The organism is Paenibacillus bouchesdurhonensis (assembly GCF_900155685.1).
Lineage (GTDB): Bacteria > Bacillota > Bacilli > Paenibacillales > Paenibacillaceae > Fontibacillus > Fontibacillus bouchesdurhonensis.
This window is the reverse complement of sequence record NZ_LT732548.1, coordinates 4,591,564-4,606,311: the sequence shown is the minus strand read 5'-3', so window position 1 is coordinate 4,606,311 and position 14,748 is coordinate 4,591,564. Positions and strand designations below refer to the sequence as shown.

Here is a 14,748-nt window from a genome sequence, read left to right as displayed (position 1 = left end):
CTTCTAACTTTAATGAATCTGATCCAGAAGCGCGTAAGCCTCCTGTTTCGTTTGCACCTTCAATAGCTGATCCCGGAAATCATCATCCATCAGTTTGCGGGAGAGCATTTGCAATATTTTAAGATGCTCGTTACCTGGATTCTCCGCAGGAATTGCAATCATGAAGATGAGCTTAGCCGGCGTACCGTCTACGCTGTTCCAATCAACGCCGTCTTGCTTCATTCCGAATACGACACGAGGTTTGATGACGGCAGTTGATTTCCCGTGAGGAATGGCGATGTTCATGCCAATCCCGGTCGAGCTTTCCTGCTCGCGACTAAGTATCGCTTGTTTGAACTGAGAGGCAGAGCTGATTGCGCCATCCGTCTCAAGCTTTCCGATCAGTTCATCGATAACGCCGTCACGGGACGTTGCTTTGAGTTCAGTCTCAATCAGATCAAGACTGATAATATCCGTTAACTTGCTGACTGATTGATGTTGGGTTGCCGGCTCAACCGTTGCGGAAGTTTCAACGTCGGCCTGAGCGTCGCCCCTAGTTTTAGATTTGTCACTAGTGTCCTTTCCAGCCTTGAAATCTGTGGCTGCTCTACTGGCTACAGTTCCATTCTCAGTCGCTGCGCCTGCAGCAGCCAGGTGGGTCGGGGCCACATCCTTCTTGAGCAGCTTGATCATAAGCGCTGTGACGAGCGAGCCGATAATGACGGCTACAAAGAACATAACCACGTTATCTACCGCACCCAATACGGCAACGATTGGCCCGCCGTGTGCTACCCGATCACCGACCTGACCCAGCATAGCGATGACAGAGCCAGTCATGGAGCCGATCATGATGCTGGGAATGACGCGCAGCGGATCCTGCGATGCAAAAGGGATTGCCCCTTCTGTAATTCCGAACAACCCCATCGTAAAGGAAGCTTTCCCCGATTCCCGCTCGGTGTCATGGAATTTCTGCTTGAACAGGAAGGTTGCGAGTCCTAGGCCGATCGGTGGAATACAAATGGCCACGGCGATCGGGCCCATGATTTCATAGTTTCCTTCGCCGATCATGGCTGACCCGAACAGGAAAGCCACTTTGTTCACCGGACCGCCCATGTCAAAGGAAATCATCGCCCCAAGAATCAAAGCGAGCAGGATCGAGCTTGTGCCTTGCATGCTTGCAAGCCATGAGGTCAAGAATTCAAAGAACTTCGCGATCGGCCCGCCGAGCAGTAGTATAAAGGCTAAGCCCACGATCAGCGATGCCAATACCGGAATGATGATGATCGGCATAATAGGGGCAAGCGCTTTAGGAACCTTCCATTTCTTGATCCACAGCGCAACATAACCAGCCAGGAAACCGGCAATAATCCCGCCGATAAATCCGGCGCCGGCTTCACTGCCATAGAAGCTGCCATTCGCGGCGATGAAGCCGCCGATCATACCGGGGGCGAGGCCAGGGCGGTCAGCGATACTAAAGGCGATAAATCCTGCCAAGATCGGAACCATAAATGTAAAAGATGCGCCGCCGAGACTTTCAACGATTTTCCAGAAGGAGCCCTCCGGGATTTGCAGCCCGCCTGGGGTTGGCTCACCTCCGATGGATAAAGCGATCGCGATCAGAAGGCCGCCTACGACGATAAACGGAACCATGTAGGATACTCCGCTCATCAAGTGGCGGTAGAATTGGTTTTGCTTAGCCACCGGTTGCTTTTCACTGCCGCCGGACGTCTCTTGTCCCGGCTGCTCTTGATACAGAGGCGCTTCTCCGCGGATGAGCTTCTCAATCAAGGCTTCTGGATTTCGAATGCCGTCCTGTACTCCGGCGATTAATAGTTTTTTGCCAACGAATCGGCTTTTGTCCACGTGCTTGTCTGCGGCAATGATGATGCCGTCAGCATGTGCAATGTCCTCTGCTGAGAATTCATTTTCTACTCCAATGGAGCCCTGGGTTTCCACTTTCATGCTGACGCCCAGTTTGTCAGCTGCTTTCTGTAAATTTTCAGCAGCCATGTAAGTATGTGCGATGCCGTTAGGGCATGAGGTAATGGCTAGAAATTTCATTTGGCGAACCTCCCCTGTGTTTTAAATCGTTTACAATTAAATATTAACCTAATAAAACAGAGGAAAAGTTTTAATTTTTACCGCAGCTTCCGGCAAAAAGTGTTTTATAAGAGCGAGAAGATGTCCTCAGCTTCCTTGGCCCGGATCAATTGTTGAATAAGAGACGGCTGCTCGCTCAGGAGGGAGAGGCGATGAAATAGTTTTTTCGTATTTTCTTGCTCCTGGTTCCGCAGCGCCAGCATAAACACGATTGATACCTTATCCTGCTCCCATTCGAGCGGTTCCTTCAACGTAGCAATGGCGATTTGGGATTGTTTCACAAGCTTGGGATCGCCGTGCGGAATTGCAATTCCGCCGCCAATGGTCGTCGCCGAGACTCTTTCCCTAAGCAGGGCCTGATGGGCATAATCCTGCTCGACATAACCTTTGGCATGTAGGCTGTTAGCCAATTGCTCAATAATTTCAAAGCGGTGGGAAACCTCGACCTGAGAAAAAATGAGTGCAGGCTTCGTATACATTTGCAAAAAAGAGGCCGATGCTTCCAGCGGGTGTTCTTCCAGTCGTTCGAGGAAATTTGTAATTTTTTTCACATCGGCAGGCTCTAACAAAGGAGATACCACGATATGGGGGATGTCCATTGCGTCTATATCGTTCAGTGGGATTGTGGATACGATAAAATCCACCGGGTGATGCTCCAGGTATGTATTTAAATCGGCTCTTCTGACAGAATCCATGACCTGGATTCCGCTGAATTTTCGTTCCAGCTTCGTACGCAGGATTTGCGAGATGCCAACTCCCATATGGCACACGGTAACGATATTCTTAATAAGCCTCGTCTGCTTGTTTAACCGTTCAATCGCTGCCTGAAAATGCAGGGTTAGATAAGCGACCTCATCCTCGGGAACGGTGAACTGAAAGTTATGGCCTAGCTCGTTAGTCGCATAAATGACCATGCTGAACATATAGGGGTACATTTTCTTAATATCCTGCAGCAATGGATTCGTTACGCTCAGGCCGTAGCTCAATCGATGGATCGTAGAGCTTAAATGAATACTCAGCCCTTCCTTCAGCGTAAGATCCCGTTCAAAATCGATGAATGTAAGGCTGGACATTTTCCTCATGAGCGATTGCACGACCTCTGTGACCTCTGCGGTAATTTTCAGCGGGTGTTCCGTCAGCCTGCCGCTATCCAGCCGGGTTCGGGAACGGATCTTCGCTCCGAGGAGATGCGCTGTTAAATAAGCGGCCTCACTTGAAGGGAAGTGTACCGAGAAGTAACGCTCCAGCTGTCGAATAAAGTCCAGCGTCCATTGGTACTCTCTTTTCTCCCGAATAAAGGCTTGCTCCTGCTCCGAAAAGGAAATCGGTTGATTCAGCTTCGTTCGGCGGATCATAAGCAGTGTGTGAATCAGCAGATTCTCGAAAGCTTCATCTGTAAAATGAAAGGCCTCCTTCCTCTCCAGCCGTTTTAATTCCCGGGTAACGAGGTCTATCTCATAGGCTTCGAACCTCTTTTTTATAAAATCGTTGGTCGAGGTTTCGATTAGCAGGGATACTTTGGACAAAGCAGCCCGCTTGTCCTTCTCAGCTCCTTCAATGAGGATGCCTACTCTTTGCTTGGAGACGATCTCGAGTCGCCGTTTATGAAGCCATGGATTTAGGGAGTCCAGATCCCTTTTGATGATGGCTCGGTTGACATAATACTTCTCTGCCAATTCCTGAAGCGTAGTTGGTTTGGTATTCATAAGAAGCTCGTAAGCGATGGCGGCAATTCGGTTATCATCCCGTTCATACCCGGTATCCGCGGTGGAGCGGAATAATTGATCGAACAGCTTGACCCGCTCATGCTCCTCAATGTCCAGATCGACCCCGATTCCCGGTTTCCGCAGCAGCTTTGCCTTTCCCTGTTCGGCCAAATAGGCATCGATGGCTTCGAAGTCGTTCCGGATCGTCTTCTCCGAGCAGCTCAAGCTCGCAGCCAAATCGCGCACGACAAAGGAGCGGCCAGGCTCGCCTAGCAGCATTCGCAAAATCTCTCGTTGACGTGTATTCATCGTTCGGATCAACACCTCATTCAAAATTCTTGTTCATGATCATGCTTAAATTGCTCTCATTATAGCTCAGTCGACATAGATATCCAACCAGCATGGTGATCGCGACTAAAAATTGGTAGTATGGGATGAGAGGACTTTAAAATATTACTCGCTTGTGATAACAGGGATATGGAGGAATGGCATGAAAGAGAACACGAGGAAGACAATTCGTTGGGGCATCATGGGGACAGGCTGGATAGCCGAGAAGTTTGCCGCAGATTTAACGTATGTCAGCAATGGGGAAGGAGCTGCAGTTGGCTCGCGTACCCGCAATAGTGCCGAGCAGTTTGCTGCCAAGTTCAGTATTCCCCGTGCCTATGGGAGCTATGAGGAATTAGCAAATGATCCCGAGATCGATGCGATCTATGTGGCAACACCGCATCCCTTTCATCGAGACAATGTGATAACCGCTTTGCGGGGAGGAAAGGCCGTGTTGTGCGAGAAGCCGATTACGGTGAACAGCCGGGAGCTTGAAGAGATTATTGCATTGGCTAAAGAGAAGGGCTTGTTCTTGATGGAGGCGATGTGGACGCGGTTTTTGCCGCCGATCGTTCAGGTCAGAAAGTGGCTGGAGGAAGGCCGGATCGGTGAAGTGAAGCTGGTCAAGGCGGAATTTGGTTTTCGCAGCGACTGGAATCCAAGCGGAAGATTGCTGAATCTAGAGCTTGGAGGCGGTGCATTGTTGGATGCGGGGATTTATCCCGTATCGTTCGCCTCGATGATTTTTGGTGCGGACCCAGAGGAAGTTTGGAGTACTGCCCACATCGGCGAGACCGGGGTAGATGAGCATTTTTCAATTTTGCTGGATTATGGACAAGGACGTTCGGCATCGCTTCACGGGGCGGTTCGGCTTGACCTTACAAATGAAGCATATATTTACGGAACAGAAGGCTCGATTCACATTCCGTCTTTCTTGAATGCCAACACAGCAACTCTTCTGGTGAGAGGCCAGGAGGCAGAGATGGTTACGGATGACCGGATAGCTGTGGGTTATGCCTTTGAAGCGGAAGAGGTAGGCCGATGCCTGCTGGCAGGGGAAACGGAGAGCAGCACAATAACATTGGCGGAATCGCTAGGCATTATGCGGCTGCTTGACCAAGTGCGTGCCCAGTGGGGAATAAAGTATCCATTTGAATAAGGGGTAGGCTATATTTCAAAAGACTTCGATAAGAACCTTGACGGAACTCAATGTCCTCAAGGTTTTTTTAATTAATAAGCAGCTTCTAGACACTCCCTATTAAGGTAATAAAACTATAATATGTAAAAATGATTATTGATGTAACCGCTTTAAAAAACTACCATAACTAGTAGCACTCGCGTGCACCGAGTGTGATGCTGTGTCAAAGGGGAGGTGAATATTCGTATTGCTCCGGGTGTGTCAAGAAAAGTGCTAACAATATCTTTTATTAATGGAGGTTCTGTCATGAACTCTAAATCATCCGTTATTAAGCTTAGCCGATCTTTTAATATCCATCCTTGGAAAGTTATTGCTATCGTCTTATGTATTGCGCTTATGCTTCCATGGCTGCCTGGAGGTCAGGCCAGTGCGGCAACTCTCTTTAGCGATGATTTTGAAAGCGGTAACAGCAGCAATTGGACGCATACTACTGGTACTTGGTCCGTAGTGGAGGATGGGGGCTCTAATGTATATGCCCAGACGGGCACAAGCGAAGGACGTACATCCGCCGGAAGTGCATCCTGGGACAATTATACGATACAAGCTGATGTTAAAGTAGATAATTTCAATGGCACCAACCGTACGTATGTGGCGGGGCGCTATAAGGACGGCAACAATTATTATGCAGCTTCTCTGTACAATAGCGGGGGTGGCAAGCTGGAAATTCGCAAGAAGGTAGGCGGTTCCTCCTCGACGCTCGTTACTAAGGACTATGCGCTGTCAACGGGTGTTTGGTATAACGTCAAGCTGGAGCTCTCAGGATCTACCCTCAAAATGTACGTGAACAATACGCTGGAGCTGACAGCCACTGATTCCAGCCTGTCTGCGGGAGCAGTTGGCTTCGTTACAGGCAAGTCTTTAGCTAAATACGATAACGTCATCGTATCGGAAGGGGCAGGAGGAGGAACGCCAACAGATCCAGATCCGAACCCAAATCCGACCCCGACTGACCCGGATCCGCAGGAACCCGCTCCTGCCGAGGGGGATCTCTTTGTAGCGGCGAATGGCTCTGCCAGCAACCCTGGAACCTTGGATAAACCAACCACGCTTGCAGCTGCGATTACCAGAATCGCTCCAGGCAAAACGATTTATATGCGTGGAGGAACGTACAGCTTTGACTCGACCATCACGATTGAACGCGGCAATAACGGTACCTCAAGCGCCCGCAAAAATTTGGTTGCGTACGGCAGTGAGAAGCCTGTTCTCGATTTCTCGGCCCAGGCTTTTGCTTCAACGAATCGCGGCATTCAACTATTCGGACACTATTGGCTCATCAAAGGGCTTGAAATTAAAGGCGCTGGAGATAACGGGTTGTATATCGGCGGCAACTACAATCGGATCGAGCAGATCGAGGCGCATCATAACCGGGATACGGGCATCCAAATCGGACGCTATGCTTCAACCGCGCAATTCGATGAATGGCCCAGCTATAACCTCGTAATCAATTCATATTCTCATGACAACTATGATCCGGATGATGGGGAGGATGCGGATGGCTTCGCAGCGAAGTTGACCGTCGGCCCGGGCAACGTATTTGACGGCTGTATCGCGGCTTATAATGTCGATGACGGTTGGGATTTGTACACCAAATCCGATACTGGCCCGATTGGAGCGGTCACGATCCGCAACAGCATAGCTCATCATAATGGGCAGACTTCCGATGGCACCTCGACGACGAATAGCGATGGGAACGGCTTCAAGCTGGGCGGGGAGAAAATCGGGGTCAACCATATTGTCGAGAACAGCATCGCTTTCCAGAACAAGAAGCACGGCTTCACTTATAATAGCAATCCAGGCTCCATCCAAATGAAGAATAACACATCCTGGTCGAACGGACAGAGCAATTTCGCTTTCGATGTGGGCACGCATATCTTCACGAATAATTTATCCTTCCAAGGCGGATCAAGCGACAAGACAAGCGGCACTGATGTATCCAGCACGAACGTATGGTGGAAGAACAAAAAAAGCGAAAATGCCAAAGGATTACTGGCCAGCGCCGAGGATTTCGTCAGCTTAACTCCTTCGTTGACGCGGAATGGCGACGGTTCTCCAAATCTCGGCAATTTCCTGAAGCTTGCGGCGGGCAGCGACTTAATCGGCTCGGGCACGCCAAGCGGAACGAATATTGGGGCGCGTTAGACCCAAATATTGATAAGCTTTCCTAAGCTCATTTCCACTTTAATCCGAAGAGTGGAGGTGGGCTTTTTTCGTACAGTGTATTCGAAGCTGGAGGTTATCACATTGTTACTGAACGGTTAATATACCCTGAGTAATAGTTCAATCCTTAAGGGAAGTGACTCTTCTATTTAAAGTTATGGGAGAAAGTATAGTTGTAGAATAACGTCTCCTACATATATGATTATGGCTGCCGCGGACAGAAACGGAGCAAAAGGCACGGACAAAATCTTTTCACGGTGCAAGCCTCTTATTACCCCCACATAAATTAGGGCAAGTACTCCGCCCGACAGAAGCACATAAATATTGGCATACCAGCCGACCCAAGCCCCAATTGCTGATAATAGCTTGATATCCCCGGCACCGATATAGAAATTCCATTTGGATTTAGCGATGAGCAGCAGTAAAGAAGGAACAACAATACCAATAAAGGAATCTTCTAGCGATGTATAAAGCCAACTGTTCAGCAATCCTAATATAAGCACGAGAATAACCACGCGATTCGGGATGATCCGACATTTCTGATCAACAAAACTGCAAATTAGGAGAAGAAGAAAGAAGACAACTGCGAACGATATTTTCATAGACAACCTCTCCTTCATTTAGTTAAAGACGTCAATATTCTCTCCTGTTTCCCGTATTTTGTCAAAAAAACAACCTCCTACTTTATTCCTGTTCTTGAAATACCGTGAATCTTAAGACCTTTGAAGGTGGGTAATAAGTCCATATTAAGGATTATTTATACAAATAAGGTATTGTGTGCTCTATAGGTTACTTGTATAATGTTCTGCATTAGCGAGGTAAATATTACTAATACAGAGATTTACATAGATTATTTCTTTAGTAGGTGAATATATGAAGCTGCTTATCGTCAGTGGTGGGTTTCATAGAATCGTGACGCAGTACTTGCCTAAGAAGACAGCGGTCATTCATTCTGAGACACTCGAATTGCGAAATTTGTCGGATTATCTGGATGGAGGCAACCCCCTAGGCGATGGTGTCCTTATCACAGATGAAGCATTTACGCAAAAACCGAGCCTCGATCAGGAGGAATTGACTAAGCTGCTGGAATGGGTTGAGGTGAACAGCATCCCGATTATCCCTGTTGTTCTCATTACTCGAGACTTCATGAAACCATTTGAACTGGAAATGCTGACGCAAAGATTTGATTATTTGAAGATAATCATCAGCGATACGGTAAGAATACCGGCGCAGGTATTTCAACGCTCTCTAGAGCAGATGGGCAAGAAAGATACTGGCCCCATACATAAAGACGTAAGAACAGAAACGAAGATTGTAGGCGGGGATTCGAAGGAATTAGGGCAAAGACAGAGCGTGAAGAAGCGCTCCTTCTTTGACCGTTTTCGCTCGAAGCCAGAGGCGTCGGCTGAACTGACTGCCACCGACCGCTTGACGAGGGACATAGCCAATATAAGCCGAGGAATCAGCAGAGTCGTTGCAATTACCGGCCATCGCGGAAACGGATTGACCAGTACGACGGTTAATTTGGCGCATGAAGCTAGCAAAAGAGGGCTTAGCAGCATCATTATCGACATGGATGCTGAGTATCGCAGCATGAATATGTATTTCAGCCGGTTCCACGAACGGACGAATAAAGACGAGCAAATGAGCGCATCGTTGATCCGCACGCTGGCGAGACCTCAGGAGTATATGACGACGGCTTTTAATATCAAGGATCATTTCTGGCTTTCTTCATTGGGTTATTCCTTCAATGACCGCAAGCTGATGGATCAATTTTATAACAGCGAGAAATTGGTAGGCTTGATTTCCGTTTTGCGAACCAAATTCAATCTCGTCCTATTAGACATGCCGCTAGATCTATTCAGAAGCTTCCAAGAAACGATGATTCATATCGATGTATTCGGCCTGTGCATACCGAACAATTTACATGCAATCCTCAGTACAGCTCGTAATGTGGAGGTGGTTCTTGATCGAGAGAAGGCTTCTTATTTCAATGCCAAGTCAAAGGTGATCGTTACGAAATACAATGATCGCTCGCGTTTTCAGGGCTCCTTGTTTTCTTCGGAAAAGGTGAACGAGATACTTGCCTCGGGAATCAGCGACTCCTTTCATTACGAGATGAAGACGGCTGGAGTTGTGCCGCACAGCGATAGTTTTGATGCGCAAATCGAGACGGACATTCCCGTGACGAACACGGGAGCGGAATTTGAGAAGGCTTTTGGACAAATGCTTCTAAGATTAATGGAGGGTGCGTAGGCTCATGGATTTAAGTACAGTAAAAAGCGTCTCCCCTAACAAAAAATTGTTCAAAAAAATATTGGCTTTACTGTTTAGTATCGCCGTGATCGTCGCGTCTTTTATCGTATTGAACAACGCCAATGAGGCGGCCAAGGATACGGTAGAGGTGCTTAAGGTAAATCAAACCGGGGGGATACAGGCTTACGCCGTTATAACGGAAAAACAGATCAAGAAATACTCTATCATCCGTAAGGAATATACCGAAGATATGGTTTTGGCCGAAGACTTGTCTTCCGTTACAAATCAATATTCGAAGTATTATTTGCGGGATGGAGGTATTTTGTACAAGGATCAGCTGATGGAAGAGAAGCCCCTGCAGAATGAATGGTTATATGAGCTGGGTGAAGAGCATGAGGTGCTGACACTGCCATATAACTTTCTGGAGGCGGGCGGGGACATTTTAATGCCGGGAGACAGGGTGAGAATTCGCGTGTCTTATGAGCAAGAGGTATCCGACAGCGCGGGGAATCCCAATGTTAGCTATGGCTCGACGAAAACTCAAATGAAAACGGAAGTACTGTTCGATAGCATCGAAGTCCGGGACATGCTCAACTCCAGCAGCCACTCGATTTATGAGGTGTATAAAGAGGTACTCAAGCTCAGTGAAGATAAGAGACAGGAAGTCATGAAGAGCAATGACTTTCTAAAGAGCATTCAGCCAAGGTCGCTGCTTCTGGAAGGGACGAGGGAGCAGATCGATAAATTTGCCAAATTTAACGGCTACGATGGGAAGAAATATTTAATTACGATTCTAAGCCGCAAGAACAGCCAGGTTATATTGGATCAACTGCCTACTTTGCAAAGAGAGGTGGAATCATGGATCAAAACGAAAGACTAAGGCTCGATGATGTACTCAGCAAAATTTCAGCGAAAGAACTAATGGGAGCGGATTTGCAGGAGAGCAGACTGATCTACAGTGTTGTCGGCTTTATACCTGCATGCGACATGGTAGACAATGCTTTGGTGATTAGCAATTTAGGCTATCTGCTGGCTCAGAAAGGCCTTAATACCTGCATTATCGATTTGAAGGTATTTAACCCGAACATTTACCACTACTTGGATGTCAAACCTAGCAAAAAAGGACATGGTCTGATTCGAGTGCTGAAAAGCGATAAGGTCGATTTCCGGGAGGAAATCCAGGCCACGAAATACGAACGCTTATATGTACTGTCTCCAAGTCCGCATGACTTGCTTGAAGAGTATTTTGATTTCGAATTCGATCATTTGGAACGAGTCATTGATACGTTAAAAGGAATGTTTGACATCATTCTGCTGGATATCCCGAATAATCCGCCCCTCGAATTCTGCCTGGGAGCGATGAAATATTCGCACGTAGGCTTCTTCACGGCTACGGAACGAATCGAAGCGCCTAGCAATATGATTCGCATGCTGGACTTTGCCTCTTCCGTGGGGATTAGTACGGCGAAGTTCACGAGCGTTATTCTGATGAATACTCAGGACATCAACTACGACTACAAGGGATTCAAAGAATTTGGCTTCAATATCGTGGCGTCCCTGCCGCTGATCAAAGCAGCCTACGCGTATTCGCTTGAAGGGAAGCTGTACGTTAGGGACAACCCTTTGATGAATAAATACTTTCTCAGAGAGATGCGCAGATTGGCAGACATTCTCGGCAATCAGTAAGGGAGGGATTGGAAAAAATGCTCACCCGTGCAAAAATCAGCGACATGCAGCAGAAAGTGACGCATCAGATCAACAAAGCAGAAGACATGGAGGAACTGAAGAATAAATATACGACCATTCAGTTCGAGGAAGCGCTGGAGCTGTGTCAGAAATACATAACCAAGGTGGCTACCCATGCCTTCCGGCGCGAGAATGATCCGTCCCGCAAACGCGAAATGACCAAATCCTATATTAACGAATTCGTCGATGCGCAGAAGCCGGTCGTTGAGGGATATTTGGAGCTTGTTGAGCTGAAGCAGGCGTTGATCAATGAGATTACGCACTACGGGCCGATTACGAAGGCGATGGAAGACCCGTTGATCGATGAAATTCGCATCAATGGCACGGAGCAAATCTTTGTGGAGAGCGGGGGAAAGACGCTTCCATGGGATCAGCATTTCATCGACCGGGAGCACTTGGAGCGGATTATTTCCAAGCTGCTGGGGGTCTCGAAGGTTCGGCTTACCCCGAAGATCCCGATGGTTAACGCCCGAACGATCGAAGGGTATCGTGTTAACGCCACCCATGCCGATATTTCACCGTATGACATGCCGGCGGTTGTCATTCGAAAATTCAGCAAGAAGAGCATCACGCCGGAGATGATGCTGCGTAATGAATCCTTCTCGGTCAATATGTTCAAGCTGCTGTCCTTGCTGCCCAAAGCCGATTTGTCGTGGATTACGATTGGGCCGACAGGCAGCGGGAAAACGACACTGAACGAAATGATGGTCAAGGAGATTAATCCGCTGTCCCGCATCATTACGATTGAGAATCCTTCGGAGATGCGTCTGCTGCAGAGAGAGGGAAATAGCGAGCATGGCAGAGTTATAAACGATGTGCTGCAATACGAGTCTGTGCCGGATGACGATGACGCAAGTCCGGCGACAATGGAAAATTTGCTGATCAATGCCATGCGGCAATCACCCCATTGGATTGGCCCGGGCGAGCTGCGAACGCCTGGGGAATTTGCGACTGCGCTTCGTGCCGCACAGACCGGTCATTTCTTCTTCACGACGCTCCATGCGGAGGGCGACCGTGAGGCGATTTATCGCTTCCTGACTGCCTACCTTATGGCCTCCAACGAACCAGCGGAACTGGCGCTTCGCAACATATGCAGTGCCGTTAAGTTTATCGTGTTCCAGGAGAAGCTGGCCGATGGCACAAGAAAAGTCACCTCGATCTCGGAGGTGCTGGGCTCCGAGGGATTGGAGCCCATCGTTAATCCGATTTACAAGTTCGTATCGGAGGACGTGCTGGAGGAGGAAGGGACTCATCGCGTGCTAAAAATCATCGGCAAGCACAAGCGTGTCGGCATGCTGTCCGATAAGGTGCAGCAGACAATGATTAAAGCGGGAATCAAGCGCAGCCGCTTTGAGTTTCTGACGAAACCGCCGGGCGAAGATGAAATAGAGGAGTACGGATTCGATGGATACCACTTCAATCATTAGTCTATCTTTAGGGATTGCTGCATTCATCGTGTTTAACGCTATATTCGAGGTTCGGTTCTTCGAAGGAACCGGCCGCTTCTTTCTTGGCATACTCGATACGTTGGCCGAACATCTCGGAAGATACAATACCAAGCGATATGTGGAACGGGTCAAGAAGGAGCGCATCGTCAAGCAGAAAGAGAATGTGTACGCCAAATACAACCGGCTTGTGGAGGGATTGATCCTTGATTTCAACTTGCCGTTGACCTTGGAGAGCTTCACCTCGCTGCTATGCATCGCATTCGCTATTGTCGTGCTCATTGTGGTGGTATTCATGAAGAATGTCACCTTGGCTGTAGTTATTACCGTAGCCATATTCATTGGTCTGTTGACGTACTTCGTCATGCAGTCCAAGGCGATCAAAGCCGAGAAGCTGGAGAGCATCATGGACGCCGAGGACATCCTTTGTCCATTGGCTAGGGAAGGCGTGCTGGTGGCGATCAAGAAGGTGATGGAAAGCGACGAGTACATTAAGCCGGGCATTCGCCCATACTTCCAGCAGTTCATTGACAATTGCGAGAATAATGGATATTCGTTCAAGCAGGCCATTCAGTTGCTCAACAGGCAGCTTGGGCCTAAATTCGACAATTTTGCCAAGAAGGCCATCGTCTTCGAGTATAACGAACGGAAGGGAATGGCTGATATTTTCCTCGATATCGTGGATGAGAATGCAGTTCTTCGCGAGATTAATGCTCGCAAGGATCGAATTTTCCGGAAGATGAATCGGGATTTTCTATTAAAGACTGTCATTATCATTTTGTTCTTTCTATATGCCTTATCGGTCGATGACTTCAGGGAATTCATGCTGTACAGCAGCTTTGGAAAAATGATCAACACGGTCATGATCAGCATTATTTGTCTGAGCTTCGCCCGCACGCAGGCGCTTCAAGGCAATCTGGGGCCGGGAAGTGATAGGAAATGACGATCATAGCTAAATTCAGTGCTCTTGCCGCCATTCTCTATTTGGTGAAGGTGTTCATTTACCCATTCTTTAAGCCCGTGCAGGGGAAGCAGAAGAAGCGTAATCGAAGATACCTGAAGGAACGTAAAAATGCCCAGTTTAATCATAAGCTGCAAGACTTCAAAAGAACGTTCGCTACGAAATACGTTACTAGGTTGCTAGGGAATGCGGAACGTTTGCGGTATCAGAAAATGATCGATCGTCTCGATTTGCCGATGAAGCCCGAGGAGCTTCGGGCGGAGCAGATCTTTTATGCAGCTGCGGGATTGATTGTAACTGTTGTTTTCATGAGCGCCAATCAATTGCTCGGCTATGTGACGGCAATTTTCATCATTCTGGGGTGGCTCTACCCTATCTCGGAGATGGAACAGAAGATAGAGCGCAAAAATAAGAACATCGCGTTTGATTTTCCAGCGTTCTACAGCATGGTGTACTACCAATATTCAAAGTCGGTCAATATTTACCTGGCGGACGTCATCCGGGACTACCTGCCGAATGCCAATAACGATATGGCGGAGGAGCTCGGCGTCATGCTCGACAATATCGAATATGGCGAAGAGTACGCCCTGAAGCAGCTCAAAAAACGGGTACCGATCCATTACATTATCAAGTTTTGCGATTTGATGGAGACCCGGCTTAAAGGCTATGACAATATTTCGCAGATGGTTTATCTAAAAAACGAGGTAGACAGCTACCGGATCATCGCCTTGGAGGAGGATTTGGAGAAGAGGCAGCGGATCAATTCCCGCATTCAGCTCGTTCTGATCCTGGTACTAGTCGTGTATATCGCAATTTATTACTTATTCACAATTTTAGATTCTATCAAAATGTTCCAATAATTAATGATTCATT

10 protein-coding genes and 2 pseudogenes are annotated in these 14,748 nt (G+C 47.9%); 9 read left to right on the top strand and 3 right to left on the bottom strand.

The window, feature by feature from the left end; translation table 11 throughout:
• Positions 1 to 9 precede the first annotated feature (9 nt).
• Positions 10 to 2,040: a fructose-specific PTS transporter subunit EIIC gene (locus CZ379_RS24915; RefSeq protein ID WP_110934089.1), complete on the bottom strand. Its 2,031-nt coding sequence runs from the start codon at positions 2,038 to 2,040 to the stop codon at positions 10 to 12.
• A gap of 104 nt (positions 2,041 to 2,144) precedes the next feature.
• Positions 2,145 to 4,094, bottom strand: a complete 1,950-nt coding sequence (locus tag CZ379_RS24910; protein WP_110934088.1) for a BglG family transcription antiterminator — start codon at positions 4,092 to 4,094, stop codon at positions 2,145 to 2,147.
• Positions 4,095 to 4,275: 181 nt separating this feature from the next.
• Between CZ379_RS24910 and CZ379_RS24905 the strand changes: the two genes are divergently transcribed.
• The 3 genes and pseudogenes from CZ379_RS24905 to CZ379_RS26430 all read left to right on the top strand — a co-directional run.
• Entirely contained in the window at positions 4,276 to 5,271 is a 996-nt protein-coding gene (locus CZ379_RS24905) for a Gfo/Idh/MocA family protein (protein WP_110934087.1), read from the top strand.
• Positions 5,272 to 5,556: 285 nt separating this feature from the next.
• Positions 5,557 to 6,117, top strand: a pseudogene (locus tag CZ379_RS26435) (LamG-like jellyroll fold domain-containing protein); the annotation flags it as partial.
• 168 nt (positions 6,118 to 6,285) lie between these two features.
• A pseudogene (locus CZ379_RS26430) lies at positions 6,286 to 7,449 on the top strand (right-handed parallel beta-helix repeat-containing protein); the annotation flags it as partial.
• Between the two features lie 173 nt (positions 7,450 to 7,622).
• Here the strand turns inward: CZ379_RS26430 and CZ379_RS24895 are convergent.
• Complete coding sequence (locus CZ379_RS24895; protein WP_199925770.1) at positions 7,623 to 8,069, bottom strand: prepilin peptidase; 447 nt, start codon at positions 8,067 to 8,069, stop codon at positions 7,623 to 7,625.
• Positions 8,070 to 8,340: 271 nt separating this feature from the next.
• Here CZ379_RS24895 and CZ379_RS24890 point away from each other — a divergent pair, with 271 nt between their 5' ends.
• Genes CZ379_RS24890 through CZ379_RS24865 form a run of 6 tightly spaced genes read left to right on the top strand, consistent with a single transcriptional unit; the run spans position 8,341 to position 14,735 of the window.
• A complete protein-coding gene (locus CZ379_RS24890; protein WP_110934084.1) occupies positions 8,341 to 9,723 on the top strand; it encodes a P-loop NTPase family protein in 1,383 nt (460 codons plus the stop codon).
• A 4-nt stretch (positions 9,724 to 9,727) separates the two neighbouring features.
• Positions 9,728 to 10,603 (top strand): CpaB family protein, encoded by an 876-nt coding sequence (locus CZ379_RS24885; RefSeq protein WP_110934083.1) that lies wholly within the window; start codon positions 9,728 to 9,730, stop codon positions 10,601 to 10,603.
• Positions 10,582 to 11,409 carry a CpaE/TadZ family protein gene (locus CZ379_RS24880; RefSeq protein WP_110934082.1) on the top strand — a complete coding sequence of 276 codons (828 nt, stop codon included), beginning with the start codon at positions 10,582 to 10,584 and terminating at the stop codon, positions 11,407 to 11,409. Before CZ379_RS24885 ends, CZ379_RS24880 begins: the two co-directional genes overlap by 22 nt.
• A gap of 17 nt (positions 11,410 to 11,426) precedes the next feature.
• Positions 11,427 to 12,896, top strand: a complete 1,470-nt coding sequence (locus CZ379_RS24875) for a TadA family conjugal transfer-associated ATPase (RefSeq protein WP_110934081.1) — start codon at positions 11,427 to 11,429, stop codon at positions 12,894 to 12,896.
• Complete coding sequence (locus CZ379_RS24870) at positions 12,874 to 13,857, top strand: 6TM ABC transporter family protein (RefSeq protein ID WP_110934080.1); 984 nt, start codon at positions 12,874 to 12,876, stop codon at positions 13,855 to 13,857. The genes CZ379_RS24875 and CZ379_RS24870 overlap by 23 nt, the downstream gene beginning before the upstream one ends.
• On the top strand, positions 13,854 to 14,735 hold the full coding sequence (locus CZ379_RS24865) for a hypothetical protein (protein WP_110934079.1): 882 nt from the start codon (positions 13,854 to 13,856) through the stop codon (positions 14,733 to 14,735). Before CZ379_RS24870 ends, CZ379_RS24865 begins: the two co-directional genes overlap by 4 nt.
• The last annotated feature ends 13 nt before the right edge of the window (positions 14,736 to 14,748 follow it).